Raw genomic sequence first — 26153 nt, forward strand, 5'->3', positions numbered from 1 at the left:
CCCGTTTCTAATAACCCTATAATTAATCAACGAAATTATAATGTTTATAAAATTAGAAGATAATTTATAAACATTATTTAAATGTTGTTACTTAAGTGTTACCGTTGATGCCGCGCAAATCTCACCTGCAATAAAGCGACTAAAAGTAAGGCATTAACAAGATGAAAAAAGTGACTGCCATGCTCTTCTCGATGGCCGTGGGGCTTAATGCCGTTTCGATGGCGGCAAAAGCGAAAGCGTCCGAGGAGCAGGAAACTGATGTACTGTTGATTGGCGGCGGCATTATGAGCGCCACGTTGGGGACCTATTTACGCGAGCTGGAGCCTGAATGGTCGATGACCATGGTGGAGCGCCTGGAGGGTGTCGCGCAGGAGAGTTCGAACGGCTGGAACAACGCCGGAACCGGGCATTCTGCACTGATGGAACTGAACTACACCCCGCAAAACGCCGATGGCAGCATCAGTATCGAAAAAGCAGTCGCCATTAACGAAGCATTTCAGATTTCCCGCCAGTTCTGGGCGCACCAGGTCGAGCGCGGCGTGCTGCGTACTCCGCGTTCATTTATCAATACCGTTCCGCACATGAGCTTTGTCTGGGGCGAAGATAACGTCAACTTCCTGCGCGCCCGTTACGCGGCCTTGCAACAAAGTTCGTTGTTCCGCGGTATGCGTTACTCCGAAGATCACGCGCAAATCAAAGAGTGGGCGCCACTCGTGATGGAAGGACGCGATCCGCAGCAGAAAGTGGCTGCGACACGTACAGAAATCGGCACCGATGTGAACTATGGTGAAATCACTCGCCAGTTAATTGCTTCCTTGCAGAAAAAATCCAACTTCTCGCTGCAACTCAGTAGCGAAGTCCGCGGCCTCAAACGTAATGACGACAACACCTGGACCGTCACCATTGCCGATCTGAAAAATGGCACAGTACAGAACATTCGCGCGAAATTTGTCTTTATCGGTGCGGGCGGTGCGGCGCTGAAGCTTTTGCAAGAATCCGGTATCCCGGAAGCGAAAGAGTACGCTGGTTTCCCGGTGGGCGGTCAGTTCCTCGTCTCGGAAAACCCTGACGTGGTTAATCACCATCTGGCGAAGGTTTACGGTAAAGCATCTGTCGGTGCGCCGCCGATGTCGGTTCCGCATATCGATACCCGTGTTCTGGACGGTAAACGCGTAGTGCTGTTTGGACCATTTGCCACCTTCTCAACCAAATTCCTCAAAAACGGTTCGTTGTGGGATCTGATGAGTTCCACCACCACCTCTAATGTGATGCCGATGATGCACGTCGGGCTGGATAATTTCGATCTGGTGAAATACCTGATTAGTCAGGTGATGTTGAGTGAAGAGGATCGTTTTGCAGCGCTGAAAGAGTACTATCCACAGGCGAAAAAAGAGGACTGGCGTTTGTGGCAAGCGGGGCAGCGCGTACAGATTATCAAGCGTGATGCCGACAAAGGCGGCGTACTGCGTCTGGGAACAGAAGTGGTCAGTGACCAGCAAGGAACCATTGCTGCGCTGCTGGGGGCATCGCCGGGGGCGTCAACCGCCGCACCGATTATGTTGAATCTGCTGGAAAAAGTGTTTGGTGATCGTGTTTCCAGCCCGCAATGGCAGGCCACGCTGAAAGCGATCGTTCCGTCTTATGGACGTAAGCTGAATGGTGATGTGGCAGCAACGGAACGTGAGTTGCAGTACACCAGCGAAGTGCTGGGGCTGAAATACGACAAACCGCAGGCGGCAGACAGTACGCCGAAACCGCAGTTGAAACCGCAACCCGTTCAAAAAGAAGTCGCGGATATTGCGTTGTAATGATGTGCCACATTCGGCATGGTATGCCGGATGTGGCGTATGCTGATAAGACGCGCCAGCGTCGCATCAGGCAACCGGCTCGGACGTTAGATGTCGGATGCGGCGTAACCGCCTTATCTAACCTACCGGTTGCCGCACTTCACAGCAGTTTAGTGGCGTAGGCCTGATAAGACGCGTCAGCGTCGCATCAGGCAACCGGCTCGGACGTTAGATGTCGGATGCGGTGTAACCGCCTTATCCGACCGACGGGCGGTACGCTGTGTTTAGCGAACTACCGCGTTGTCAATCTTCTCTTCCGCCTTCCAGATGCGGTACTTCACATCTACATTGTCTGGCGTATACACCACGATCGGCAGCTTGCTGTTGTAACGCAGCATTCCGGTATCGCCCAGATACGCGGTGACAAATTTCTTCTCTTTCTTGCCATCCGGGCAGGCCATCATCGTGGAAACCGGGGAGCTAACTTTATCAAAGACATAATAATCATAGCCCCAGCCTTCCAGCGTTTTGCTTTCCAGTTTCCCGCCGAGACGATGCAGATTGCAGTCAACTTCCAGCGTCTGACCGATTAACAGTTCTACTTTCAGGGTAGATTCATCTTCTTGCGGGGTTAACTGAATCACCTGACGCTTCATCCCTTTTTCAGCTTGCGGATAAGGGGCGATTTTTTCCAGTGGCTGAACGCTTTCTGCCGCCCAGGCTGAAGTTGTGGCGAAAGCGGCAAACAATACTGCAGGTAGAATGGTCTTCATTTTTGCTTTCCTTCTTCATTTATAGGTTTTCACCGATGATGTCGCTGAAGGTTAACATATTCATCAGATTTATTAATTTGCTTTATGAATAATGCATAGAATATTCAGACAACTTTACCTTCTCTTTTGGAGTTATATGCTGATGGGTGGCGAAGCCTGGAAGAATATCTTTGGTGAATTTATCGCTATGTAAAATTGTTTATAACCGGTTGAAATGTGAATAAAAGCCCATTTTTGCCAGCCTTCCCGCCACTCTTTTGATCCTGCTACAGGTTTTACCCCGATCGGGGTATGCATCTTTGACACATCCTTTAATATCTTAGCGCCTATAAAAATGGCTTATTAATTACGCGGTTTCTTTGGTCGCTCTCAATTTTCAGAGCGCGTTAATGATGGAAGGTCAATGTGAAGATTGATGCATCCCGTCGGGGCATACTCACTGGTCGCTGGCGCAAAGCCAGTAACGGTATCCGTCCGCCCTGGTCCGGTGATGAATCTCATTTTCTGGCCCATTGCACCCGCTGCGATGCCTGTATTAATGCTTGTGAAAACAACATTCTGCAACGCGGCGCGGGTGGCTATCCGAGCGTTAATTTCAAAAATAACGAGTGCAGCTTCTGTTACGCCTGCGCGCAGGCTTGCCCCGAATCGCTATTTTCTCCGCGCCACACCAGGGCCTGGGATTTGCAGTTCACCATTGGGGACGCGTGCCTGGCGTATCAGTCAGTTGAATGTCGCCGCTGTCAGGATAGCTGTGAGCCAATGGCAATTATCTTTCGCCCGACGCTCTCCGGGATCTACCAGCCGCAACTTAATAGCCAACTTTGCAACGGATGTGGAGCATGTGCAGCCAGTTGTCCGGTATCAGCCATAACTGCGGAGTATCTCCATGCACACTAACTGGCAAGTTTGCAGCCTGGTCGTGCAGGCCAAAAGCGAACGAATTTCAGACATCAGCACCCAACTGAACGCCTTTCCCGGCTGTGAAGTTGCTGTCAGCGACGCGCCGAGCGGTCAGTTGATTGTGGTGGTGGAAGCAGAAGACAGCGAAACGCTGATCCAAACCATTGAGTCAGTACGCAACGTAGAGGGCGTGCTGGCGGTGTCGCTGGTTTATCACCAGCAGGAAGAGCAAGGTGAGGAAACACCATGAAACTCAGTCGTCGTAGCTTTATGAAAGCTAACGCCGTTGCGGCCGCTGCGGCGGCTGCCGGTCTCAGCGTGCCGGGCGTTGCCCGCGCCGTTGTTGGTCAGCAGGAAGCCATTAAATGGGATAAAGCGCCGTGCCGTTTCTGCGGTACTGGTTGCGGCGTTCTGGTCGGAACGCAGCAGGGGCGTGTGGTGGCTTGTCAGGGCGACCCGGACGCACCGGTTAACCGTGGCCTGAACTGCATTAAGGGCTATTTCCTGCCCAAAATCATGTACGGTAAAGACCGTTTGACGCAGCCGCTTCTGCGTATGAAAAACGGTAAATATGACAAAGAAGGCGAGTTCACCCCAATCACCTGGGATCAAGCCTTTGATGTGATGGAAGAGAAATTCAAAACCGCCCTGAAAGAAAAAGGGCCGGAATCGATCGGTATGTTCGGTTCTGGTCAGTGGACTATCTGGGAAGGTTATGCCGCGTCCAAGCTGTTCAAAGCGGGCTTCCGCTCGAACAACATCGACCCGAACGCGCGTCACTGTATGGCGTCGGCAGTAGTTGGCTTTATGCGTACCTTTGGTATGGATGAGCCGATGGGCTGCTATGACGACATCGAGCAGGCTGACGCGTTTGTGCTGTGGGGCGCAAACATGGCGGAGATGCACCCGATCCTCTGGTCGCGCATCACTAACCGTCGTCTCTCTAACCAGAACGTCACCGTGGCGGTGCTTTCTACCTACCAGCATCGTAGCTTCGAGCTGGCGGATAACGGCATCATCTTTACGCCGCAATCTGACCTGGTGATCCTGAACTACATCGCCAACTATATCATTCAAAACAATGCGATAAATCAGGACTTCTTCAGCAAGCACGTTAATCTGCGCAAAGGGGCGACGGACATCGGCTACGGTTTACGTCCGACCCATCCGCTGGAAAAAGCAGCGAAGAATCCGGGTTCTGACGCCTCCGAACCGATGAGCTTTGAAGATTACAAAGCCTTCGTTGCCGAGTATACGCTGGAAAAAACCGCCGAAATGACTGGCGTACCAAAAGATCAGCTGGAACAGCTGGCGCAGCTGTATGCCGATCCGAACAAGAAAGTCATCTCCTACTGGACGATGGGCTTCAACCAGCATACCCGCGGTGTGTGGGCCAACAACCTGGTCTACAACCTGCACCTGCTGACCGGCAAAATTTCCCAGCCGGGTTGCGGTCCGTTCTCCCTGACCGGGCAGCCTTCCGCGTGTGGTACTGCGCGTGAAGTGGGCACCTTTGCTCACCGTCTGCCTGCGGACATGGTGGTGACTAACGAGAAACACCGTGATATCTGCGAGAAGAAGTGGAATATCCCGAGCGGCACCATTCCGGCGAAAATCGGTCTGCACGCGGTGGCACAAGACCGTGCGCTGAAAGACGGCAAGCTGAATGTTTACTGGACCATGTGTACCAACAACATGCAGGCCGGGCCGAATATTAATGAAGAGCGTATGCCGGGCTGGCGCGATCCGCGCAACTTTATCATCGTCTCCGATCCGTATCCGACAGTCAGTGCGCTGGCCGCCGACTTGATCCTGCCGACCGCAATGTGGGTAGAGAAAGAGGGGGCTTACGGTAACGCCGAACGCCGTACTCAATTCTGGCGTCAGCAGGTACAGGCTCCGGGCGAAGCGAAATCGGATCTCTGGCAGTTAGTTCAGTTCTCCCGCCGCTTCAAAACTGAAGAAGTATGGCCGGAAGAGCTGCTGGCGAAGAAACCGGAACTGCGTGGCAAAACGCTGTACGAAGTTCTGTATGCCACTCCGGAAGTGAGCAAATTCCCGGTATCCGAACTGGCAGAAGATCAGCTGAACGATGAATCCCGCGAGCTGGGCTTCTATCTGCAAAAAGGGCTGTTCGAAGAGTACGCATGGTTTGGTCGCGGTCACGGTCACGATCTGGCACCGTTCGATGACTACCACAAAGCGCGCGGTCTGCGCTGGCCGGTGGTGAACGGTAAAGAAACGCAGTGGCGTTACAGCGAAGGTAACGACCCGTACGTGAAAGCGGGCGAAGGCTATAAGTTCTACGGTAAACCGGATGGCAAAGCGGTGATCTTCGCGCTGCCGTTCGAACCGGCGGCGGAAGCACCGGATGAAGAGTACGACCTGTGGCTCTCTACCGGACGCGTTCTGGAGCACTGGCATACCGGCAGTATGACTCGTCGTGTACCGGAACTGCACCGTGCCTTCCCGGAAGCGGTCCTGTTTATTCACCCGCTGGATGCGAAAGCGCGCGATCTGCGTCGTGGCGACAAAGTGAAAGTGGTTTCTCGCCGTGGCGAAGTGATCTCGATTGTCGAAACGCGCGGTCGTAACCGTCCGCCGCAGGGCCTGGTGTACATGCCGTTCTTCGACGCCGCACAACTGGTTAACAAACTGACGCTGGACGCGACCGATCCGCTCTCGAAAGAGACGGACTTCAAGAAGTGCGCGGTCAAACTGGAGAAGGTGTAAGCCATTATGTCCCGGTCAGCGAAACCTCAAAATGGTCGCCGCCGCTTTCTGCGCGATGTTGTTCGCACAGCAGGCGGGCTGGCAGCCGTGGGTGTGGCGCTGGGGTTACAACAGCAAACCGCACGCGCATCTGGCGTGCGGTTGCGCCCGCCCGGAGCCATAAACGAGAACGCCTTTGCCAGTGCCTGTGTGCGTTGCGGTCAGTGTGTTCAGGCTTGCCCTTACGACACATTAAAACTGGCGACGCTGGCCTCTGGTCTGTCGGCAGGTACGCCGTATTTTGTCGCGCGGGATATTCCTTGCGAAATGTGTGAGGACATTCCGTGCGCCAAAGTGTGCCCAAGCGGTGCGCTGGATCGTGAGATCGAATCGATCGACGACGCGCGGATGGGGCTGGCGGTGCTGGTGGACCAAGAAAACTGTCTCAACTTTCAGGGGCTGCGCTGTGATGTTTGTTATCGCGAATGCCCGAAAATTGATGAGGCAATCACCCTGGAGCTGGAGCGCAACACGCGTACCGGTAAGCACGCCCGTTTTCTGCCGACGGTTCACAGCGACGCCTGTACCGGCTGCGGTAAGTGCGAAAAGGTGTGTGTGCTGGAACAACCGGCAATCAAGGTGTTACCGCTGTCACTGGCGAAAGGGGAGTTAGGTCACCATTACCGCTTCGGCTGGCTGGAGGGGAACAATGGCAAATCGTAAACGTGACGCCGGGCGCGAGGCACTGGCGAAGAAAGGCTGGTGGCGCAGTCACCGTTGGCTGGTGTTGCGTCGCCTTTGTCAGTTCTTCGTGCTGGGGATGTTTTTGAGCGGCCCGTGGTTTGGTGTGTGGATCTTGCATGGCAACTACAGCAGTAGCCTGTTATTCGACACCGTTCCGCTGACCGATCCGCTGATGACGCTGCAAAGCCTTGCCAGCGGCCATCTGCCTGCCACGGTGGCGCTGATCGGTGCGGTGATTATCACCGTGCTCTACGCCCTGGCAGGAAAGCGATTATTTTGCAGCTGGGTCTGCCCGCTGAACCCGATTACCGATTTAGCGAACTGGTTGCGCAGGCGCTTTGACCTCAATCAGTCTGCGACGATCCCTCGCCACATTCGCTACGTGCTGTTGGTGGTCATTCTGGTGGGCTCAGCCTTAACTGGCACGCTCATCTGGGAATGGATCAACCCCGTTTCTCTGATGGGGCGTAGCCTGGTAATGGGATTCGGCAGCGGCGCGCTGCTTATTCTCGCGCTGTTTTTATTTGATCTACTGGTCGTTGAACACGGCTGGTGCGGCCATATTTGTCCGGTCGGCGCGCTGTATGGCGTGTTGGGTAGCAAAGGTGTTGTCACCGTTGCGGCCACCGATCGACAGAAATGTAACCGCTGTATGGATTGTTTTCATGTTTGCCCGGAACCGCATGTGCTACGTGCCCCGGTGCTGGATGAACAAAGCCCGGTGCAGGTCACCAGCCGCGATTGCATGACATGCGGTCGCTGCGTGGATGTCTGTTCTGAGGATGTATTTACAATAACTACACGATGGAGTTCGGGAGCGAAATCATGAAAAGCCATGACCTGAAGAAAGCGCTGTGTCAATGGACGGCGATGCTGGCCCTGGTGGTGAGCGGCGCGGTTTGGGCGGCAAATGGCGTCGATTTTAGCCAGTCGCCGGAAGTATCCGGGACGCAGGAAGGGGCCATTCGGATGCCAAAAGAGCAGGATCGGATGCCGCTGAACTATGTGAATCAGCCGCCAATGATCCCGCATAGCGTTGAAGGTTATCAGGTAACGACCAATACCAACCGCTGCTTGCAGTGCCACGGTGTCGAAAGCTATCGCACCACTGGCGCACCGCGCATCAGTCCTACTCACTTTATGGACAGCGACGGCAAAGTGGGCGCGGAAGTGGCTCCACGTCGTTATTTCTGTCTGCAATGTCACGTACCGCAGGCCGATACCGCGCCAATCGTGGGGAATACCTTTACCCCATCAAAAGGTTACGGGAAATAAGAGGTTATTATGGGAAATTCTGACCGTAAGCCTGGTCTGATTAAGCGCCTGTGGAAATGGTGGCGTACCCCCAGCCGTCTGGCGCTGGGGACGCTGCTGTTGATCGGCTTTGTTGGCGGCATCGTCTTCTGGGGCGGCTTTAACACCGGGATGGAAAAAGCTAACACTGAAGAGTTTTGCATTAGCTGCCACGAAATGCGCAACACGGTGTATCAGGAATACATGGATTCCGTGCATTACAACAACCGTAGCGGCGTCCGTGCGACCTGTCCGGATTGTCACGTTCCGCACGAGTTTGTGCCGAAAATGATACGCAAGCTCAAAGCAAGTAAAGAGCTGTATGGTAAAATTCTGGGCGTTATTGACACGCCGCAGAAATTCGAAGCTCATCGCCTGACTATGGCACAGAATGAGTGGCGGCGAATGAAGGACAACAACTCGCAGGAGTGCCGTAACTGTCACAACTTCGAGTTTATGGATTTAACCGCCCAGAAAGGTGTTGCCGCGAAGATGCACGATCAAGCGGTGAAAGATGGGCAAACCTGTATTGACTGCCATAAAGGGATCGCGCACAAGCTACCCGATATGCGCGAAGTTGAACCAGGTTTTTAACAGGATGTCATTGCGTGGGGATGCTTGAAGCCAGAGAATTGCTCTGCGAGCGGGATGAACGAACCTTGTTTAGTGGTTTGTCATTTACGCTGAACGCAGGAGAGTGGGTACAAATCACCGGCAGCAACGGCGCGGGGAAGACAACGCTTCTCCGTTTGCTGACGGGGTTGTCTCGCCCTGATGCGGGAGACGTTCTCTGGCAAGGGCAGCCCTTGCATCAGGTACGCGACAGCTACCATCAAAACCTGTTATGGATAGGCCATCAGCCGGGGATTAAAACCCGGCTGACGGCGTTAGAAAATCTGCATTTCTATCACCGTGACGGTGATACCGCACAATGTCTGGACGCCCTGGCGCAGGCCGGGCTTGCCGGATTCGAAGATATTCCCGTAAACCAGCTCTCTGCCGGGCAACAACGCCGCGTCGCGCTGGCGCGATTATGGCTGACCCGCGCTACGTTGTGGATCCTCGACGAACCTTTTACCGCGATTGACGTCAACGGCGTCGATCGTCTGACCCAGCGCATGGCGCAGCATACGGAGCAGGGGGGAATTGTGATTCTGACCACCCACCAGCCGCTCAACGTTGCTGAAAGTAAAATCCGCCGCATTTCTCTGACGCATACAAGGGGCGCATGATGTTCTGGCGCATTTTCCGTCTTGAGCTGCGCGTGGCGTTTCGCCATAGCGCCGAAATCGCTAACCCGCTGTGGTTCTTCCTGATTGTTATTACCCTTTTTCCACTTAGTATCGGTCCGGAGCCGCAATTGTTGGCGAGGATTGCACCGGGCATTATCTGGGTGGCGGCGCTGCTTTCCTCTTTGCTGGCGCTGGAGCGACTGTTTCGTGACGATTTGCAGGACGGCAGTCTTGAACAACTGATGTTGTTGCCATTACCCTTGCCCGCCGTTGTGCTGGCGAAGGTGATGGCGCACTGGATGGTGACAGGTTTGCCTCTGCTCATTCTCTCACCACTGGTGGCATTGCTACTGGGAATGGACGTGTACGGTTGGCAAGTGATGGCGCTAACGCTGTTGTTGGGAACCCCCACGCTTGGCTTTCTTGGTGCACCAGGCGTGGCGCTGACGGTCGGACTTAAGCGCGGTGGAGTGCTACTCAGCATTCTCGTGTTACCACTCACCATCCCCTTACTCATCTTTGCCACCGCTGCGATGGACGCGGCTTCGATGCATTTGCCCGTGGACGGGTATCTGGCAATTTTAGGCGCGTTGCTGGCTGGCACCGCGACATTAAGTCCTTTTGCGACGGCGGCAGCGTTACGAATCAGCATTCAATAACGCTGGATTACTGATTTTTGTTCGAGTCTGGTATCGAAATTATGTGGAAAACACTACATCAACTGGCGATCCCTCCACGGTTATATCAAATCTGTGGCTGGTTTATACCGTGGCTGGCAATCGCCAGTGTGGTCGTGCTCACCGTCGGCTGGATCTGGGGATTCGGCTTTGCTCCGGCGGATTATCAGCAAGGAAATAGCTATCGCATTATTTATCTACATGTGCCTGCGGCAATCTGGTCGATGGGTATTTATGCCTCGATGGCGGTAGCGGCGTTCATCGGCCTTGTCTGGCAGATGAAAATGGCTAACCTGGCGGTCGCGGCGATGGCACCTATTGGCGCGGTATTTACTTTTATTGCCCTGGTTACTGGCTCCGCATGGGGAAAACCGATGTGGGGTACCTGGTGGGTATGGGACGCGCGTCTGACTTCCGAACTGGTGCTGCTGTTTTTGTATGTGGGTGTGATTGCCCTGTGGCACTCCTTCGACGACCGCCGTCTGGCGGGCCGTGCGGCAGGTATTCTGGTGCTAATTGGCGTGGTGAACCTGCCGATTATTCATTATTCCGTGGAATGGTGGAACACCCTACATCAGGGATCAACGCGGATGCAGCAAAGTATCGATCCGGCAATGCGTTCGCCGCTGCGCTGGTCGATTTTTGGCTTCCTGCTGCTGTCTGCCACGCTGACGCTAATGCGGATGCGCAATTTGATTTTGCTGATGGAAAAACGCCGTCCGTGGGTGAGTGAACTGATACTGAAAAGAGGCCGTAAATGACCCCTGCATTTGCTTCCTGGAATGAATTTTTCGCAATGGGCGGTTACGCCTTTTTTGTCTGGCTGGCAGTGGTGATGACCGTTATTCCGCTGGTGGCTTTGGTCGTGCACTCGGTGATGCGGCATCGCGCAATTTTGCGTGGCGTGGCGCAACAGCGGGCGCGTGAGGCGCGGTTACGTGCCATGCAACAGCAGGAGGCTGCATGAATATTCGCCGTAAAAATCGTTTGTGGATTGCCTGCGCCGTGTTGGCAGGTTTGGCGCTGACCATCGGTCTGGTGCTGTATGCGCTGCGCTCTAATATCGATCTTTTCTATACACCGGGAGAAATTCTCTACGGTAAGCGTGAAACGCAGCAGATGCCGGAAGTCGGTCAGCGTCTGCGCGTTGGCGGGATGGTGATGCCGGGTAGCGTGCAGCGCGATCCTGACTCACTGAAAGTAACGTTTACCATTTACGATGCTGAAGGTTCAGTAGATGTCTCTTACGAAGGCATTTTGCCGGACCTGTTCCGTGAAGGGCAGGGCGTTGTGGTTCAGGGCGAACTGGAAAAAGGCAATCATATCCTCGCTAAAGAAGTACTGGCGAAACACGACGAAAACTACACGCCGCCAGAAGTTGAAAAGGCGATGGATGCTAACCACCGTCGCCCGGCAAGTGCTTATAAGGATCCCGCATCATGATGCCAGAAATTGGTAACGGACTGCTGTGCCTGGCGTTAGGGATTGCACTTTTGCTGTCTGTTTATCCGCTATGGGGTGTGGCGCGTGGTGATGCGCGGATGATGGCCTCCTCCCGGCTGTTTGCCTGGCTGCTGTTTATGTGCGTGGCTGGCGCGTTTCTGGTGCTGGTTAACGCCTTCGTGGTCAACGACTTCACCGTCACCTATGTCGCCAGTAACTCCAATACCCAGCTTCCGGTGTGGTATCGCGTGGCGGCTACCTGGGGCGCGCATGAAGGCTCGCTACTGCTGTGGGTGCTGCTGATGAGCGGCTGGACCTTTGCGGTGGCGATTTTTAGTCAGCGTATTCCGCTGGATATTGTGGCCCGTGTACTGGCGGTAATGGGTATGGTCAGCGTCGGCTTTTTGCTGTTCATTCTCTTTACCTCTAACCCGTTCTCTCGCACATTGCCGAACTTCCCGATTGAAGGGCGCGATCTTAACCCGTTGTTGCAGGATCCGGGGCTGATCTTCCATCCGCCTCTGCTTTATATGGGGTACGTTGGTTTCTCGGTGGCATTTGCTTTTGCTATTGCTTCTTTGCTGAGTGGGCGTCTGGACAGCACTTATGCGCGTTTTACTCGTCCGTGGACGCTGGCAGCGTGGATCTTCCTGACGCTCGGCATTGTGCTCGGTTCCGCATGGGCTTATTACGAACTCGGCTGGGGCGGCTGGTGGTTCTGGGATCCGGTAGAAAATGCCTCGTTTATGCCATGGCTGGTGGGTACTGCGCTGATGCACTCGCTGGCGGTCACTGAACAACGCGCCAGTTTCAAAGCGTGGACATTACTGCTGGCAATCAGTGCTTTCTCGCTGTGTCTGCTGGGGACTTTCCTGGTGCGTTCTGGCGTGCTGGTATCGGTACACGCGTTTGCGTCTGATCCGGCGCGCGGTATGTTTATCCTCGCCTTTATGGTGCTGGTGATTGGCGGTTCGCTGCTGCTGTTTGCCGCGCGTGGACACAAAGTTCGCTCACGCGTAAACAATGCGCTGTGGTCGCGGGAATCTTTGCTGTTAGCGAACAACGTTTTGCTGGTCGCCGCGATGCTGGTGGTATTGCTGGGGACGCTGCTACCGCTGGTGCACAAGCAACTGGGACTGGGCAGCATTTCGATTGGCGAACCGTTCTTTAACAGCATGTTTACCTGGCTGATGGTGCCATTTGCACTGGTGCTGGGCATTGGTCCGCTGGTGCGTTGGGGGCGCGATCGCCCGCGTAAAATCCGCAATTTATTGATTATCGCCTTCTTCTCTACGCTGGTGCTGTCGCTGCTGTTGCCGTGGCTGTTCGAAAGCAAAGTTGTGGCGATGACGGTGCTCGGCCTGGCAATGGCCTGCTGGATTGCGGTGCTGGCAATTGCGGAAGCTGTGCTGCGTATTTCACGCGGCACGAAAACCACCTTCAGTTATTGGGGGATGGTGGCGGCTCACCTGGGGCTGGCGGTGACAATTGTTGGCATTGCCTTTAGCCAGAACTATAGCGTTGAGCGTGATGTGCGCATGAAGTCCGGCGATAGCGTCGATATTCATGAATATCGCTTCACCTTCCGTGATGTCAAAGAGGTGACTGGCCCGAACTGGCGTGGCGGTGTGGCGACTATCGGCGTAACGCGAGATGGCAAGCCGGAGACGGTGCTGTATGCGGAAAAACGTTATTACAACACCGCCGGTTCAATGATGACTGAAGCGGCGATTGACGGCGGCATCACGCGTGACCTGTACGCGGCGCTCGGTGAAGAGCTGGAAAACGGCGCGTGGGCTGTGCGCCTTTACTACAAACCGTTTGTTCGCTGGATTTGGGCGGGCGGGCTGATGATGGCGTTGGGCGGGCTGCTGTGCCTGTTTGATCCTCGCTATCGTAAGCGCGTGAGTCCGCAAACAACTGCGCCGGAGGCTGTATGAAGCGCAAAGTATTGTTACTTCCTTTGATTATCTTCCTGGCGATTGCCGCGGCGCTGCTGTGGCAGCTGGCGCGTAATGCCGAAGGGGATGATCCGACCAATCTGGAATCGGCGCTCATTGGCAAGCCTGTGCCGAAATTTCGCCTCGAATCACTGGACAATCCGGGCCAGTTTTATCAGGCGGATGTGCTGACTCAGGGTAAACCAGTGCTGCTTAACGTTTGGGCGACCTGGTGTCCGACCTGTCGTGCGGAACATCAATACCTGAATCAGCTTTCTGCGCAGGGTATCCGCGTGGTCGGCATGAACTATAAAGACGATCGCCAGAAAGCGATTAGCTGGCTGAAAGAGTTGGGTAATCCTTACGCGCTAAGTCTGTTTGATGGCGACGGCATGTTAGGGCTGGATCTCGGTGTCTATGGCGCGCCAGAAACGTTCCTTATTGACGGCAACGGCATCATTCGCTATCGCCATGCAGGCGATCTCAACCCTCGCGTCTGGGAAGAAGAGATCAAGCCGCTGTGGGAGAAATACAGTACGGAGGCCGCACAATGAGGTTTTTATTGGGCGTGCTGATGCTAATGATCTCCGGCTCAGCGCTGGCGACCATCGACGTGTTGCAGTTTAAAGATGAAGCACAGGAACAACAGTTCCGTCAGCTTACTGAAGAACTGCGCTGCCCGAAATGCCAGAACAACAGCATTGCCGATTCCAACTCGATGATTGCCACCGACCTGCGCCAGAAAGTGTACGAACTGATGCAGGAAGGTAAAAGTAAGAAAGAGATTGTCGATTATATGGTGGCGCGTTACGGCAACTTCGTCACTTACGATCCGCCGTTAACGCCGCTGACCGTCTTGCTGTGGGTGCTGCCAGTGGTGGCTATTGGTATCGGCGGTTGGGTTATTTATGCCCGCTCGCGGCGGCGTGTACGGCTGGCGGTGGAGGAGTTTCCTGAACAAAGCGTGCCGGAAGGTAAGCGTGCCGGATTTGCTGTTTACCTGCCGGGTATTGTTGTGGCATTGATTGTGGCAGGTGTCGGCTACTACCAGACTGGCAATTATCAGCAGGTAAAAATCTGGCAGCAGGCCACTGCGCAGGCTCCGGCATTGCTGGACAGGGCGCTGGATCCGAAAGCCGATCCGCTCAATGAAGAAGATATGTCGCGCCTTGCACTTGGAATGCGTACTCAACTGCAAAAAAATCCGGGAGATATAGAAGGCTGGATTATGTTGGGCCGCGTTGGGATGGCGCTGGGTAACGCCAGTATCGCGACCGATGCATACGCTACTGCGTATCGCCTCGATCCGAAAAACAGCGATGCCGCACTGGGTTACGCGGAAGCGTTGACACGTTCATCTGATCCCAGCGACAACCGCCTCGGCGGCGAACTGCTACGCCAGTTGGTAAGAACGGACCACAGCAATATTCGTGTGTTAAGTATGTATGCGTTTAATGCCTTTGAGCAGCAGCGATTTGGCGAAGCCGTTGCCGCGTGGGAGATGATGTTGAAACTCTTACCTGCTAACGATACTCGCCGTGCGGTGATTGAACGCAGTATCGCGCAGGCGATGCAGCATTTATCACCACACGAAAGTAAATAAGAAGAAGCCCGATGGTGATGCCATCGGGGCCAGATTGATAACAAAGTGCGCTTTGTTTATGCCGGATGCGGCGTAAACGCTTTATCCGACCTACAAAATCGTGCGAATTCAATACATTGCTCGGTCCGCGTAGGCCTGATAAGCGTAGCGCATCAGGCAGTGTTGCGTTTGTCATCAATATCAGCCCGATGGTAAAACCATCGGGCTATTTTTTTATTGCGCCCCGCGTTGTTGCAGGAACAGAATGGTGGCCGCCACGCGTGAGCGGACGTTGAGTTTACGCAGCAGATTGCGGATATGGACTTTTACCGTCTGCTCAGAAATATTCAGTACCGAAGCGATCTGCTTATTGGACAGTCCTTGTGCCAGTTCGTGCAGAACATCTAATTCACGCTCCGTTAGCACGCTGAAGGGGTCTTCTTCAGCGCCAAACATTTCACGCTCGCGTAAGTACTGACTGACGCGTTCACTAAAGACTTTGCTACCTTTTGCTCCGGCGCGAATCGCTTCCAGCAACACTTCCGGATCGCTATCTTTCAACAGATAACCGTCAGCGCCTGCGTCTATCAATGCAAAGATATCGCTGGAGGCATCTGAAACGGTCAGGATTATAATTTGCGCGGTAACGCCATCCCTGCGCAAGGCATTGAGGGTATCCAGGCCACTCATACCTTTCATATTGAGATCCAGCAAGATCACGTCGATATCCAGTCTATTCGCCAGATCGATAGCACTAGCGCCGTCGCCTGCTTCGGCGACCACTTCAAAGCCAGGGTCAAGCTCCAGTAACTGACGAACACCGCGTCGCATAAGTGGATGATCATCCACAATCAGCACCTGAAAAGGCGTTGCTTCAGGCATAGTAGTCTCCTGAGGTTTTATTAGAATCATTATGTTTGAGCGTAGCGTTGGTAACGCTACCAGGCGCGTGAATGTTACCCCATTTTATGTATGGGCATGTAGTGAAAACTGTAAGTGTGGGTAGAGGGGGATTGACGTAGATATAAAAAAACCAACCTTTGTGGTTGGTTTTCTTGGGATTTTTGGTCGGCACGAGAGGATTTGAACCTCCGACCCCCGACACCCCATGACGGTGCGCTACCAGGCTGCGCTACGTGCCGACTCGTGGCTGCTTATACTACCGTTTTCCACACCGATTGCAAGTAAGATATTTTGCTAACTGATTTATAATTAATCAGTTAGCGATAAAACGCTTCTCGTCTGTCAGCACCTGCAATAACAAACTCAACTGTGGTTTTTCGTCTCTCACTCTTTCACCACGTAAGTTGTAAGTGCGGTATTTACCGTTATTGTTCAGTACTAGCGTCATTTTCGGTGTGGTAATTGCCAGCGTATCGTTATCCGCGGCTGTTACCCAGTAATGACGGCGCTCAGGGTTGAACAAGTCCTGACCTTGTGAGTATTCGCTGGCAGGCGTGCTGACGTGTAGCAGGCGTTGCATCAGCGTGGTCATAAGATCAGTATGATCGGTCAGGGCATTAATACGCTGTGCCGGTGTGCCTGGCCAGTGAATGACTAATGGCACCTGAAGATGGCCACGTGACCAGTCAAAGGTTTCTTCATCTTCGCTCAGCGGAATGCCGCGACCAGCAGTGATAATCACCACAGTGTTGTCCAGTTTCCCGGATTCACGTAACGCATTCAGGACGCGATTGATCTGGTCATCGACATTACCAGCCGCGCGGCTATATTTCCGGGCAAATGCTTGCTGATTGCTGTCGTCAATATTGGTGCCATTGAAAGATACCCAAGAGAACCAGCGGTTATCTTCTTGCGCGTAGCGGCCAAGCCAGTTGATCCACTGCGTGGCGGTCTGCTCATCGGATTGTGTATGTACGCTCGGCATCGAGAAGTCTGACAACAATGCCTGGCGATACAGTGGACTGGTAAAGCCATCTGACGAGAATAAGCCCAACTGATAGCCTTGCTGGTTGAGCGCGGTAATTAACGCCGCAGGCGTACGGGTCGACAGAATACCGTCCATATAGCTTGGCGAGATGCCATAGAACAAGCCAAAGATACCGTTGTCGGTGGCGTTGCCTGAACTCATATGGCGCGTGAACGAAATATTTTGTTCGGCAAAACCCGCCAGTGCAGGCATCTGCTTCTCGTAGCGTGAGTAGTTCAGGCCATCGACAGTAATCAACAACACATTCTGCCCGGTGCCCATATCGCGGTAGCGCAATTCGCTTAACGGATACTGTACGGAAACAGCGTCTGGATTGCCTTGCTCGATTAGACGGCGTTGATACTCCTGCGCATCAAGCAGACCATGCTTCTCAAGAAAACGTCGCGCCGTCATCGGGTACGAAAGCGGCAGGTTAGCGCGCTGCATGGTGATAGGGCGATAGAAGTTAGCATCGGCCCAGATATACACCATGTGTGAGGCGACAAAGGCGATAAATAAGAATGCGGCCAGCGGACGGGCGAAGCGTCGACGACGCGTCAGACTGCGCAGCTTTTGCCAGCTCCACGTCGCAAACACCAGTTCAATCAATAAAATAACTGGCACGCTGATAAACATTAGCTGCCAGTCGCGCGCCATCTCATTCTCGTCCGGATTGATAACCAACTGCCAGACGATGGGATTAAGATGGAGATGGAAACGGGTAAAGACTTCGCTGTCGATCAGTAACAGCGTCATTCCCACAGTGGCCAGAATGACGGACAAAAACCTCATTAGCCTCTGTGAGCCGACGATAAAGGTCAGCGGGAAGAGGATCAGCAAGTAGGTGGCGAACACCAGAAAGCTGAAGTGGCCGATAATGCTTACATAGGAATAAATACGACCCGCAAGCGTTGTCGGCCAGTCGGCGATAAACAGGTAACGACTGCCAATGACAAGTGAGAGCAGAATGTTGAACAGTGCAAACCAGTGCCCCCAGCTGACCATCTGGGAGACTTTTTCACGGTAGCGCTGACGATGAGTTACCATAACCTGTTATCTGTTTCCCTTAGTGCGCTTTGTCTTCGTTGATCGAGGACTGCAAAGCGCGGGCAAAAGAGTTGGCAATTGCCTGGCGTTGAGCCGGGGCAATGCTGGTATTGATAAGGTTAGTGACCATGTTGCCTAACACCATCAGGGAAAGGTCGGTCGGAGCCTTATGTTTTTCTAGTACGTTGAGCAGCTCTGCGAGCAATTGTTCAACCTGTTCATCACTGTAGCGGGAAATTTGTGGCATAAATCGAAATCAGTTAGTTGATGAAAGGGCAATATATTACCGTAGCAACGGTTTTTTTTCTGCTTTTTTATGCTTTCAATCATTCTCCTTACGCAGTCTTCTGTAAAATGGCCGCCAACTTTTATTGCGTCGCTTTACCGGTGGTGGTTGAATACCGCCCGGTCTTAAAGGAGAGTTTATCATGAGTCTGGATATCAACCAGATTGCTCTGCACCAGCTTATCAAGCGTGATGAGCAGAACCTTGAGCTGGTGTTGCGCGATTCATTGCTGGAACCGACGGAAACCGTCGTTGAGATGGTGGCAGAGTTGCATCGGGTCTATAGCGCCAAGAACAAAGCCTACGGATTGTTCAGCGAAGAGAGTGAACTGGCGCAGACGCTGCGCTTGCAACGTCAGGGCGAAGAGGACTTTCTGGCATTTAGCCGCGCGGCAACCGGTCGCCTGCGTGACGAATTGGCAAAATATCCATTTGCTGATGGCGGTTTCGTCCTGTTTTGCCACTATCGTTATCTGGCAGTTGAGTATTTGCTGATTTGCGTGCTGAGCAATTTAAGCAGTATGCGCGTCAACGAAAATCTCGACATCAACCCGACCCATTATCTTGATATCAATCATGCGGATATTGTGGCGCGTATTGATTTAACTGAGTGGGAAACCAATCCGGAATCGACACGCTACCTGACTTTCCTGAAAGGGCGAGTCGGACGCAAAGTCGCCGATTTCTTTATGGATTTCCTCGGTGCCAGCGAAGGGTTGAACGCCAAAGCGCAAAACCGCGGTCTGTTGCAAGCGGTCGACGACTTCACCGCAGAAGCGCAACTGGATAAAGCAGAACGGCAGAACGTTCGCCAGCAAGTTTATAGCTATTGTAATGAGCAATTGCAGGCGGGCGAGGAGATTGAACTGGAGTCGCTGTCAAAAGAGTTGGCGGGCGTCAGCGAAGTGAGCTTCACGGAGTTTGCTGCTGAAAAAGGGTATGAACTGGAAGAGAGCTTCCCGGCAGACCGCAGCACGCTGCGTCAGTTGACGAAGTTTGCCGGTAGCGGCGGTGGCTTGACCATTAACTTTGATGCGATGCTGTTAGGTGAACGCATCTTCTGGGATCCAGCGACCGATACGCTGACCATTAAAGGTACGCCGCCAAACCTGCGTGATCAATTGCAGCGTCGGACCTCTGGCGGCAATTAATCGGGGTTGTGTTATGAATGTCAGATGCGGCGTGAACGCCTTATCTGGCCTACCCAAAATAGCAATGCCGTAATCAGGCATTGCAAAGAAGCTAATCTGCAGATACAAAAAACCCCGCCGGAGCGGGGTTTTTTACAACTTATTCAGCGATTAAGCGCGAACGAAGTCGATGTGCTGCAGCTTCGGTTTGTACGGATGACGCTGTACGTCCTGAGCTTTAACTTTGATTTCTTTACCGTCAACAACGATGGTCAGAACTTCGCTGTAGAATTCAGCTTTAGCTTGCATGTTCATGACTTTGTCGTGATCCAGCTCGATAGCCAGCGGCGCTTCTTTGCCACCGTAGATGATTGCCGGGAACTTGTTAGCGGCACGCAGGCGGCGGCTCGCACCCTTACCCTGCTCTTTACGTACTTCTGCGTTGATAGTAAACATTTCTTTCTCTCTTAAATGATTCCTGCTACAGGCGACCCAGCAACAGGTAAGTGATCTGCTTTGCGTATGCAAAAGCGGGCGAGATTCTATACTCAATCGCCTTATACATCAATCAAAACTACCATTAACCGCGTAATTCGTGCGCCCGCCGAAAACGACCTTCGTAATCGAATATTTTTTCACGCACCTGCCAGTACTGGCCTTTCATTCGTGCGACGACAAAATCCGGATGGCGCAATAAGGCTTGTTGGGCGAGGATATCGGCAGCGGTGATCCAGCGTATAGGGATGCCCGGTGTACGCGTATGTGGGCGGATAAAAAGCTGCTCGAAGGCAGTACGCTGGGCGGGCGTTTGCAGACGGAAACGCTCACTCACATCAGCGCCGTCTTCATCGTAATAGGTGATTTTCAACCATTCGCCTTTCTCGTCGTGCCCATGCTGCAAAGACATGCCGCTACAGCGTAATACCAGCGCGTCTTTCAGTCGTAGCGCCGCTTTTAACATATCATCCGGGTCAACCAGAATGGTGTCACATTCGCGGCAACGGCGGGCGGCAATATCGTTTTCCGCGTTACATTGCGGACAATTTTTAAAACGGAAACGGAAGTCACACTGTTCGCGATGGCCGTCGTCATCTTCAAACCATCCCTGACAGCGGCGACCAAAGTGTTCAATCAATGTCCCATCGGCGGTAGTTTTGCCCCAAAAGGTGTTGGCAAAGCCACAGGCAGGGCAGAAAACCTGCACCGGGACGTTGTCACTTTTGCCTTTCGGTGTACCAACTTCCGGTGTGTAGAGGTCATGAGGATTGCCCGCATAATCGAGAATTAAGCAATCTGTTTTACCCGGCGCCAGACGCAGACCGCGCCCGACAATTTGTTGGTAAAGACTCACTGATTCGGTAGGGCGCAGAATGGCGATAAGATCGACGTGCGGGGCGTCAAATCCGGTGGTCAGCACCGCAACATTGACCAGATAGCGAAAACGTTGGGCTTTAAAATCTTCAATTAATACATCGCGCTCAGCGCCGGGCGTGTCGCCAGTAATCAGTGCAGCATCTTCTGCGGGTAGCAAACCGACAATCTCTTTTGCGTGTTCAACCGTCGCGGCGAAAATCATCACCCCTTTACGTTTTTCGGCGAACTCCATAATCTGGCTGATGATGTGCGGTGTAATGCGTTGCTGTTTTTTCAGCTCGCGGTTGAGATCAGCTTCGCTGAACAGCCCGTTACTCTGTGCCTGCAAGCGGCTGAAATCGTATTGCACTACCGGCATATCCAGCCGTTCTGGTGGCGTCAGATAGCCGTGTTTAATCATATAACGCAGCGGTAGCTCATAAATGCAGTCACGGAAAAGGGCTTTCTCATCGCCGCGTACCATGCCGTGATAATGAAACTGGTAAATCCAGCCTTTGCCCAGCCGAAAGGGCGTGGCAGTCAGCCCCAGCAGGCGTAAGTGGGGATTCACTTTTGTCAGGTGAGTGAGGATTTGCTGATACTGGCTCTCTTCGTCGTCACCAATACGGTGGCATTCATCGACAATCAACAGCGAAAATTCACCCTGAAAGGCATCAAGATTACGGGCGACCGATTGCACGCTGCCAAATACCACTTTACCGTGGCTCTCCTTGCGTTTTAGCCCGGCGGCAAAAATATCGGCTTCCAGCCCCAACGCCTGGTATTTAGCATGGTTCTGCGCCACCAGTTCTTTGACGTGTGCCAGCACCAGAACTCGACCACGCGCCAGCCGTGCCAGTTCGGCAATCACCAGGCTTTTACCTGCTCCGGTAGGCAGCACGATAACGGCAGGGGTTTTATGACGACGAAAATGGTTGAGCGTGGCATCCACGGCTTCTTGCTGGTATGGACGAAGTGTAAAAATCATGGTTTAGCGTAGGTAGATTAATCTACTAATAGTATGCCACGGATCTTTTTCCCTTGAGGGAAGTTATTAGACCGCTATACTGGGCAGACAACAGTTCTGATTTTCGGGTCTATGCCCGACCTCCGTTTTTTACAGGCAAAATCACACACATGCGACTTGATAAATTTATCGCACAGCAACTCGGTGTTAGCCGTGCTATTGCCGGGCGTGAAATCCGCGGCAATCGTGTCACCGTCGATGGCGAAATCGTCCGCAATGCAGCGTTCAAACTGCTCCCTGAGCACGATGTAGCTTATGACGGCAATCCGCTGGCGCAGCAACACGGCCCGCGTTATTTCATGCTCAACAAGCCACAGGGCTATGTTTGCTCAACTGATGACCCGGATCACCCAACGGTGCTCTATTTTCTGGATGAACCTGTGGCGTGGAAACTGCACGCGGCGGGGCGGTTGGATATTGATACCACCGGTCTGGTGCTGATGACTGACGACGGTCAGTGGTCGCATCGCATTACTTCTCCGCGTCATCATTGCGAGAAGACATATCTGGTGACGCTTGAATCACCCGTAGCTGACGATACGGCAGAGCAATTTGCTAAAGGCGTACAGCTGCATAACGAAAAAGATCTCACTAAGCCAGCGGTGCTGGAAGTGATTACCCCTACGCAGGTCCGTCTGACCATCAGTGAAGGGCGTTATCATCAGGTGAAACGCATGTTCGCCGCCGTGGGTAACCACGTGGTTGAGCTGCATCGTGAACGCATTGGCGGTATTACTCTGGATGAAGATTTAGCCCCAGGTGAATATCGTCCATTAACTGCAGAAGAAATTGCCAGCGTCGGTTAACACTTTCATTTTATTCAGGAGCCCGTTGTGACCACTCGACAGCATTCGTCGTTTGCTATTGTCTTTATCCTTGGCCTTTTGGCCATGTTAATGCCGCTGTCGATTGATATGTATCTGCCCGCGCTGCCAGTGATTTCAGCGCAGTTTGGTGTGCCAGCGGGCAGCACGCAGATGACCCTGAGTACTTATATTCTGGGTTTTGCGTTGGGGCAGTTAATCTACGGGCCGATGGCGGATAGCTTCGGGCGCAAGCCGGTTGTCCTCGGTGGTACGCTGGTGTTTGCCGCGGCGGCGGTGGCGTGCGCGCTGGCGCAAACCATCGATCAGCTGATTGTGATGCGTTTCTTCCACGGTCTGGCGGCGGCTGCGGCCAGCGTGGTTATCAACGCTTTGATGCGCGATATCTACCCGAAAGAAGAGTTCTCGCGGATGATGTCGTTTGTCATGCTGGTGACCACCATTGCACCGTTGATGGCACCGATTGTTGGCGGTTGGGTGCTGGTGTGGTTGAGCTGGCATTACATCTTCTGGATCCTCGCTGTGGCGGCAATTCTGGCTTCGGCAATGATCTTCTTCCTGATCAAAGAAACGTTACCGCCGGAGCGTCGCCAACCGTTCCACATTCGTACCACTATCGGTAACTTTGCTGCGCTGTTCCGCCATAAGCGTGTCCTGAGTTATATGCTGGCCAGTGGTTTCAGCTTTGCCGGGATGTTCTCGTTCTTAAGCGCCGGACCGTTTGTCTACATTGAAATCAACCACGTTGCGCCGGAAAACTTTGGTTATTACTTTGCGCTAAACATTGTTTTCCTGTTCGTGATGACCATCTTTAACAGCCGCTTCGTTCGCCGTATTGGCGCGTTAAATATGTTCCGCTCGGGATTGTGGATACAATTTATTATGGCGGCGTGGATGGTTATCAGCGCGCTACTGGGGCTGGGATTCTGGTCGCTGGTGGTTGGCGTTGCGGCGTTTGTGGGCTGCGTATCGATGGTGTCTTCTAACGCGATGGCGGTCATTCTGGATGAGTTCCCCCATATGGCGGGAACTGCGTCGTCGCTGGCAGGAACCTTCCGTTTTGGTATTGGCGCCATTGTTGGCGCACTGCTTTCGCTGGCGACGTTTAACTCTGCATGGCCAATGATCTGGTCCATTGCTTTCTGTGCGACCAGTTCCATTCTCTTCTGTCTTTACGCCAGTCGACCGAAAAAACGGTGATCTATTGCACAACGGGGAAGCTAAAAGGCTTCCTTTGTTGATGCATGTCAACCGCAAATCTATCATTCCCCCGATATATGTTTATTTTATGTAAACTCAATTTATGTAAAAAGTCACATCATTGTAGTTAAAAAGGTTGAGTTAGATCGCAGAAACGGGTACATATAGCCCCGCAAACGTGACCACGCCCGCAGATATCATTTAAATCAGAACAATAGCGGCCACGCAGGCGAGGCATCAATCTTTACGATCTGTTGAAGGACAGATTGTTGATGATGTGTTAAAATTAATGTAAATAAATTGTGAAGTAAATGTGCTTCCGGGGAAAATAAGTGACTTCATTACAACTCTCAATCGTCCATCGACTGCCGCAGAACTATCGTTGGTCTGCAGGTTTCGCAGGTTCGAAAGTTGAACCGATTCCGCAAAATGGACAGTGCGGCGACAACAGCCTGGTGGCGCTTAAATTACTTAGCCCGGATGGCGATAACGCATGGTCGGTGATGTACAAACTCAGCCAGGCATTAAGCGATATTGAAGTTCCGTGCTCTGTTCTCGAGTGCGAAGGTGAGCCATGTCTGTTTGTGAATCGTCAGGACGAGTTTGCGGCGACGTGTCGACTGAAAAATTTTGGTGTGGCCATTGCCGAACCTTTCTCAAACTACAATCCATTTTAAGCGTCAGCTCAACGCCAGTAGCTGACGCGTATACTCCTGCTGCGGTGCGGCAAACACGCGCGCGCACGGTCCTTGTTCCACCACTTCTCCCTGTCGCAGCACGATAACCTGATGACACAACGCGCGGACAACGTGCAAATCATGGCTGATAAACAAATAGGCCAGTTGATGCTTTTGTTGCAATGATTTCAATAGCGTCAATATTTGCGCTTGTACCGTTTTGTCGAGCGATGATGTCGGTTCATCAAGAATGATCAGCGAAGGCTTAAGAATCAATGCCCTGGCAATCGCAATACGTTGCCGCTGACCACCAGAGAATTCCGCCGGATAACGGTGGCGCGTTTCAGGATCTAACCCCACTTCATGCATCACGGCTATCACTTGTTCTTCGCGTTGCACGGCAGAGAGCGTCGGCTGGTGAACCCGTAACCCTTCCTCAATAATCTGCAACACGTTGAGTCGTGGGTTGAGCGAGGAGTTTGGATCCTGAAATACCACCTGAATGCGATGGCGAATGGGCAATAGCTGGCGACGAGTTAAATTTTGTAATGGCTGACCGTCAAAAACGATGTTGCCCTGAGAGTTAATCAACCGCAGTAGCGCCAGCCCCGTTGTGCTTTTACCGGAACCAGACTCGCCTACTAAGCCCAGCGTTTCACCCGCTTGCAGCGTAAAACTGATGTTTTTGACGACCACGTTATGATCGACGACACGTTTCAGTAGCCCTTTGCGAATGGGGAAGGCAACCTGAAGCTGTTCAACATCAAGCAACGTTGAGGCCGGTTCTGGCAACGGCACCGGGTCGCCTGACGGTTCACTGTTGAGTAGTTTTTGCGTGTAAGGATGTTCAGGGGAGGCAAAGAGCGTAACGGCGTTATTTTGCTCCACACAGCGACCATTTTGCATTACCGCCACGCGGTGGGCCAGTTTTCTGACAATACTGAGGTTATGAGTAATAAACAGCATCCCCATATTCAGCTCGCCTTGCAGTTCGCGCAACAGCTGCAAAATCTGCGCCTGGACAGAGACGTCCAGTGCGGTGGTTGGTTCATCGGCAATTAATAATTCCGGTCGCGTTAACAGCGCCATCGCAATCATCACCCGCTGGCGTTCACCGCCGGAGAGCTGATGCGGGTAATCTGTCAGCCGCTTTGCCGCTTGGCGGATACCGACGCGATCAAGGCAGTTAAGAATTTCGCCACGAGCCGCTTCCCGACGCATTCCGCGGTGGAGTGAAAGCACTTCATAAAGCTGCTTTTCCAGTGTATGCAATGGGTTTAACGACACCATCGGTTCCTGGAAAATCATGGCAATCTTATTACCGCGTACGCCACGCAATGTTTGCTCGCTAGCATGAAGCAGCGATTCTCCATGAAAACGGATATCGCCAGAGAGATATTCAACCGGCGGGGAAGGGAGCAGACGTAAAATTGACAGCGCGGTAACGCTTTTGCCAGAACCTGACTCACCCACCAGCGCCAGCGTTTCGCCAGCCTCAATGTGTAGTGAAACATCATTCACTACGGTACGAACAGTTTGCTGATGGCGAAAACCCACCGACAAATTTTCAATCGCTAACAGAGTTTGCGTCATG

The 26153-nt window shown here is 53.0% G+C and carries 28 protein-coding genes and 1 tRNA gene; 20 read left to right on the forward strand and 9 right to left on the reverse strand.

What is annotated here, in order from left to right:
* Nucleotides 1-161: 161 nt before the first annotated feature.
* Nucleotides 162-1808, forward strand: a complete 1647-nt coding sequence (mqo, locus tag FEK66_RS11300) for a malate dehydrogenase (quinone) (protein ID WP_130207136.1) — start codon at nt 162-164, stop codon at nt 1806-1808.
* A gap of 263 nt (nt 1809-2071) precedes the next feature.
* Here mqo and eco read toward each other — a convergent pair whose 3' ends face one another.
* Nucleotides 2072-2560 (reverse strand): serine protease inhibitor ecotin, encoded by a 489-nt coding sequence (eco, locus tag FEK66_RS11305; protein WP_130207134.1) that lies wholly within the window; start codon nt 2558-2560, stop codon nt 2072-2074.
* A 132-nt stretch (nt 2561-2692) separates the two neighbouring features.
* On the reverse strand, nt 2693-2857 hold the full coding sequence (locus FEK66_RS26210; protein ID WP_276320415.1) for a hypothetical protein: 165 nt from the start codon (nt 2855-2857) through the stop codon (nt 2693-2695).
* Nucleotides 2858-2965: 108 nt separating this feature from the next.
* Here FEK66_RS26210 and napF point away from each other — a divergent pair, with 108 nt between their 5' ends.
* The 15 genes from napF to ccmH are packed head-to-tail and all read left to right on the forward strand — an operon-like array spanning nt 2966 to nt 15107.
* The gene (napF, locus tag FEK66_RS11310; protein ID WP_130207132.1) at nt 2966-3460 is read left to right on the forward strand and encodes a ferredoxin-type protein NapF; all 495 of its coding nucleotides are present in this window, start codon (nt 2966-2968) and stop codon (nt 3458-3460) included.
* On the forward strand, nt 3450-3713 hold the full coding sequence (napD, locus tag FEK66_RS11315) for a chaperone NapD (protein WP_000557378.1): 264 nt from the start codon (nt 3450-3452) through the stop codon (nt 3711-3713). The genes napF and napD overlap by 11 nt, the downstream gene beginning before the upstream one ends.
* The gene (gene napA / locus FEK66_RS11320) at nt 3710-6196 is read left to right on the forward strand and encodes a periplasmic nitrate reductase subunit alpha (RefSeq protein ID WP_000778067.1); all 2487 of its coding nucleotides are present in this window, start codon (nt 3710-3712) and stop codon (nt 6194-6196) included. Before napD ends, napA begins: the two co-directional genes overlap by 4 nt.
* Before the next feature lie 6 nt (nt 6197-6202).
* Nucleotides 6203-6898 (forward strand): ferredoxin-type protein NapG, encoded by a 696-nt coding sequence (gene napG, locus FEK66_RS11325; protein WP_000091291.1) that lies wholly within the window; start codon nt 6203-6205, stop codon nt 6896-6898.
* Nucleotides 6885-7748, forward strand: coding sequence for a quinol dehydrogenase ferredoxin subunit NapH (gene napH, locus FEK66_RS11330; RefSeq protein ID WP_130207130.1), 864 nt, complete (start codon nt 6885-6887; stop codon nt 7746-7748). Before napG ends, napH begins: the two co-directional genes overlap by 14 nt.
* Nucleotides 7745-8194, forward strand: coding sequence for a nitrate reductase cytochrome c-type subunit (gene napB, locus FEK66_RS11335; protein WP_000835174.1), 450 nt, complete (start codon nt 7745-7747; stop codon nt 8192-8194). Before napH ends, napB begins: the two co-directional genes overlap by 4 nt.
* 9 nt (nt 8195-8203) lie before the next feature.
* A complete protein-coding gene (gene napC, locus FEK66_RS11340) occupies nt 8204-8806 on the forward strand; it encodes a cytochrome c-type protein NapC (protein WP_130207128.1) in 603 nt (200 codons plus the stop codon).
* A 14-nt stretch (nt 8807-8820) separates the two neighbouring features.
* Nucleotides 8821-9444, forward strand: coding sequence for a cytochrome c biogenesis heme-transporting ATPase CcmA (ccmA, locus tag FEK66_RS11345; RefSeq protein WP_240780593.1), 624 nt, complete (start codon nt 8821-8823; stop codon nt 9442-9444).
* Nucleotides 9441-10103, forward strand: a complete 663-nt coding sequence (ccmB, locus tag FEK66_RS11350) for a heme exporter protein CcmB (RefSeq protein ID WP_000971724.1) — start codon at nt 9441-9443, stop codon at nt 10101-10103. Before ccmA ends, ccmB begins: the two co-directional genes overlap by 4 nt.
* Before the next feature lie 41 nt (nt 10104-10144).
* Nucleotides 10145-10882, forward strand: coding sequence for a heme exporter protein CcmC (gene ccmC / locus FEK66_RS11355; protein ID WP_135494556.1), 738 nt, complete (start codon nt 10145-10147; stop codon nt 10880-10882).
* Nucleotides 10879-11088 (forward strand): heme exporter protein CcmD, encoded by a 210-nt coding sequence (gene ccmD, locus FEK66_RS11360; RefSeq protein ID WP_130217080.1) that lies wholly within the window; start codon nt 10879-10881, stop codon nt 11086-11088. The genes ccmC and ccmD overlap by 4 nt, the downstream gene beginning before the upstream one ends.
* Nucleotides 11085-11564: a cytochrome c maturation protein CcmE gene (ccmE, locus tag FEK66_RS11365; protein WP_130221898.1), complete on the forward strand. Its 480-nt coding sequence runs from the start codon at nt 11085-11087 to the stop codon at nt 11562-11564. The genes ccmD and ccmE overlap by 4 nt, the downstream gene beginning before the upstream one ends.
* Nucleotides 11561-13504: a cytochrome c-type biogenesis heme lyase CcmF gene (ccmF, locus tag FEK66_RS11370; RefSeq protein WP_135494554.1), complete on the forward strand. Its 1944-nt coding sequence runs from the start codon at nt 11561-11563 to the stop codon at nt 13502-13504. Before ccmE ends, ccmF begins: the two co-directional genes overlap by 4 nt.
* Nucleotides 13501-14058 carry a thiol:disulfide interchange protein DsbE gene (gene dsbE, locus FEK66_RS11375; RefSeq protein WP_135407402.1) on the forward strand — a complete coding sequence of 186 codons (558 nt, stop codon included), beginning with the start codon at nt 13501-13503 and terminating at the stop codon, nt 14056-14058. Before ccmF ends, dsbE begins: the two co-directional genes overlap by 4 nt.
* Nucleotides 14055-15107, forward strand: coding sequence for a cytochrome c-type biogenesis thiol:disulfide oxidoreductase CcmH (gene ccmH, locus FEK66_RS11380; protein WP_135494552.1), 1053 nt, complete (start codon nt 14055-14057; stop codon nt 15105-15107). The genes dsbE and ccmH overlap by 4 nt, the downstream gene beginning before the upstream one ends.
* Nucleotides 15108-15320: 213 nt before the next feature.
* On the opposite strand, the gene narP is transcribed toward ccmH, so the two are convergent.
* From narP to FEK66_RS11400, 4 genes are all read right to left on the reverse strand, one after another.
* Nucleotides 15321-15968, reverse strand: a complete 648-nt coding sequence (gene narP, locus FEK66_RS11385; RefSeq protein ID WP_064526779.1) for a nitrate/nitrite response regulator protein NarP — start codon at nt 15966-15968, stop codon at nt 15321-15323.
* A 183-nt stretch (nt 15969-16151) separates the two neighbouring features.
* A tRNA-Pro gene (locus FEK66_RS11390) sits at nt 16152-16228 on the reverse strand.
* A gap of 74 nt (nt 16229-16302) precedes the next feature.
* Nucleotides 16303-18063 (reverse strand): LPS biosynthesis-modulating metalloenzyme YejM, encoded by a 1761-nt coding sequence (gene yejM / locus FEK66_RS11395; protein WP_135494550.1) that lies wholly within the window; start codon nt 18061-18063, stop codon nt 16303-16305.
* A gap of 19 nt (nt 18064-18082) precedes the next feature.
* Nucleotides 18083-18310, reverse strand: coding sequence for a YejL family protein (locus FEK66_RS11400; RefSeq protein ID WP_001135667.1), 228 nt, complete (start codon nt 18308-18310; stop codon nt 18083-18085).
* A gap of 181 nt (nt 18311-18491) precedes the next feature.
* Between FEK66_RS11400 and yejK the strand changes: the two genes are divergently transcribed.
* Nucleotides 18492-19499, forward strand: a complete 1008-nt coding sequence (gene yejK, locus FEK66_RS11405; RefSeq protein WP_130207118.1) for a nucleoid-associated protein YejK — start codon at nt 18492-18494, stop codon at nt 19497-19499.
* A gap of 150 nt (nt 19500-19649) precedes the next feature.
* Here the strand turns inward: yejK and rplY are convergent, their stop codons facing one another.
* Both rplY and FEK66_RS11415 read right to left on the reverse strand, forming a co-directional pair.
* On the reverse strand, nt 19650-19934 hold the full coding sequence (rplY, locus tag FEK66_RS11410) for a 50S ribosomal protein L25 (RefSeq protein ID WP_000494183.1): 285 nt from the start codon (nt 19932-19934) through the stop codon (nt 19650-19652).
* 124 nt (nt 19935-20058) lie between these two features.
* On the reverse strand, nt 20059-21819 hold the full coding sequence (locus tag FEK66_RS11415; protein ID WP_135494548.1) for a DEAD/DEAH box helicase: 1761 nt from the start codon (nt 21817-21819) through the stop codon (nt 20059-20061).
* A 149-nt stretch (nt 21820-21968) separates the two neighbouring features.
* Here FEK66_RS11415 and rsuA point away from each other — a divergent pair, with 149 nt between their 5' ends.
* The 3 genes from rsuA to FEK66_RS11435 all read left to right on the forward strand — a co-directional run bounded on the left by rsuA (nt 21969) and on the right by FEK66_RS11435 (nt 24559).
* On the forward strand, nt 21969-22664 hold the full coding sequence (rsuA, locus tag FEK66_RS11420; protein ID WP_130207114.1) for a 16S rRNA pseudouridine(516) synthase RsuA: 696 nt from the start codon (nt 21969-21971) through the stop codon (nt 22662-22664).
* 27 nt (nt 22665-22691) lie between these two features.
* Entirely contained in the window at nt 22692-23882 is a 1191-nt protein-coding gene (gene bcr, locus FEK66_RS11425; protein WP_000213385.1) for a multidrug efflux MFS transporter Bcr, read from the forward strand.
* A gap of 332 nt (nt 23883-24214) precedes the next feature.
* Nucleotides 24215-24559 carry a YejG family protein gene (locus FEK66_RS11435; protein ID WP_064526789.1) on the forward strand — a complete coding sequence of 115 codons (345 nt, stop codon included), beginning with the start codon at nt 24215-24217 and terminating at the stop codon, nt 24557-24559.
* 3 nt (nt 24560-24562) lie between these two features.
* On the opposite strand, the gene yejF is transcribed toward FEK66_RS11435, so the two are convergent.
* Complete coding sequence (gene yejF / locus FEK66_RS11440; RefSeq protein ID WP_135494546.1) at nt 24563-26152, reverse strand: microcin C ABC transporter ATP-binding protein YejF; 1590 nt, start codon at nt 26150-26152, stop codon at nt 24563-24565.
* Nucleotide 26153: the final 1 nt, after the last annotated feature.

Source organism: Escherichia sp. E1130 (genome assembly GCF_005781065.1).
GTDB lineage: Bacteria > Pseudomonadota > Gammaproteobacteria > Enterobacterales > Enterobacteriaceae > Escherichia.

What these genes read in the sequence shown, in the direction of transcription:
- mqo (WP_130207136.1), top strand. Translation starts at nt 162, where the DNA reads ATGAAAAAAGTGACTGCCATGCTCTTCTCGATGGCCGTGGGGCTTAAT.
- eco (WP_130207134.1), bottom strand. Translation starts at nt 2,560, where the DNA reads ATGAAGACCATTCTACCTGCAGTATTGTTTGCCGCTTTCGCCACAACT.
- FEK66_RS26210 (WP_276320415.1), bottom strand. Translation starts at nt 2,857, where the DNA reads ATGCATACCCCGATCGGGGTAAAACCTGTAGCAGGATCAAAAGAGTGG.
- napD (WP_000557378.1), top strand. Translation starts at nt 3,450, where the DNA reads ATGCACACTAACTGGCAAGTTTGCAGCCTGGTCGTGCAGGCCAAAAGC.
- napA (WP_000778067.1), top strand. Translation starts at nt 3,710, where the DNA reads ATGAAACTCAGTCGTCGTAGCTTTATGAAAGCTAACGCCGTTGCGGCC.
- napG (WP_000091291.1), top strand. Translation starts at nt 6,203, where the DNA reads ATGTCCCGGTCAGCGAAACCTCAAAATGGTCGCCGCCGCTTTCTGCGC.
- napH (WP_130207130.1), top strand. Translation starts at nt 6,885, where the DNA reads ATGGCAAATCGTAAACGTGACGCCGGGCGCGAGGCACTGGCGAAGAAA.
- napB (WP_000835174.1), top strand. Translation starts at nt 7,745, where the DNA reads ATGAAAAGCCATGACCTGAAGAAAGCGCTGTGTCAATGGACGGCGATG.
- napC (WP_130207128.1), top strand. Translation starts at nt 8,204, where the DNA reads ATGGGAAATTCTGACCGTAAGCCTGGTCTGATTAAGCGCCTGTGGAAA.
- ccmB (WP_000971724.1), top strand. Translation starts at nt 9,441, where the DNA reads ATGATGTTCTGGCGCATTTTCCGTCTTGAGCTGCGCGTGGCGTTTCGC.
- ccmC (WP_135494556.1), top strand. Translation starts at nt 10,145, where the DNA reads ATGTGGAAAACACTACATCAACTGGCGATCCCTCCACGGTTATATCAA.
- ccmD (WP_130217080.1), top strand. Translation starts at nt 10,879, where the DNA reads ATGACCCCTGCATTTGCTTCCTGGAATGAATTTTTCGCAATGGGCGGT.
- ccmE (WP_130221898.1), top strand. Translation starts at nt 11,085, where the DNA reads ATGAATATTCGCCGTAAAAATCGTTTGTGGATTGCCTGCGCCGTGTTG.
- ccmF (WP_135494554.1), top strand. Translation starts at nt 11,561, where the DNA reads ATGATGCCAGAAATTGGTAACGGACTGCTGTGCCTGGCGTTAGGGATT.
- dsbE (WP_135407402.1), top strand. Translation starts at nt 13,501, where the DNA reads ATGAAGCGCAAAGTATTGTTACTTCCTTTGATTATCTTCCTGGCGATT.
- ccmH (WP_135494552.1), top strand. Translation starts at nt 14,055, where the DNA reads ATGAGGTTTTTATTGGGCGTGCTGATGCTAATGATCTCCGGCTCAGCG.
- narP (WP_064526779.1), bottom strand. Translation starts at nt 15,968, where the DNA reads ATGCCTGAAGCAACGCCTTTTCAGGTGCTGATTGTGGATGATCATCCA.
- yejM (WP_135494550.1), bottom strand. Translation starts at nt 18,063, where the DNA reads ATGGTAACTCATCGTCAGCGCTACCGTGAAAAAGTCTCCCAGATGGTC.
- FEK66_RS11400 (WP_001135667.1), bottom strand. Translation starts at nt 18,310, where the DNA reads ATGCCACAAATTTCCCGCTACAGTGATGAACAGGTTGAACAATTGCTC.
- yejK (WP_130207118.1), top strand. Translation starts at nt 18,492, where the DNA reads ATGAGTCTGGATATCAACCAGATTGCTCTGCACCAGCTTATCAAGCGT.
- rplY (WP_000494183.1), bottom strand. Translation starts at nt 19,934, where the DNA reads ATGTTTACTATCAACGCAGAAGTACGTAAAGAGCAGGGTAAGGGTGCG.
- FEK66_RS11415 (WP_135494548.1), bottom strand. Translation starts at nt 21,819, where the DNA reads ATGATTTTTACACTTCGTCCATACCAGCAAGAAGCCGTGGATGCCACG.
- rsuA (WP_130207114.1), top strand. Translation starts at nt 21,969, where the DNA reads ATGCGACTTGATAAATTTATCGCACAGCAACTCGGTGTTAGCCGTGCT.
- yejF (WP_135494546.1), bottom strand. Translation starts at nt 26,152, where the DNA reads ATGACGCAAACTCTGTTAGCGATTGAAAATTTGTCGGTGGGTTTTCGC.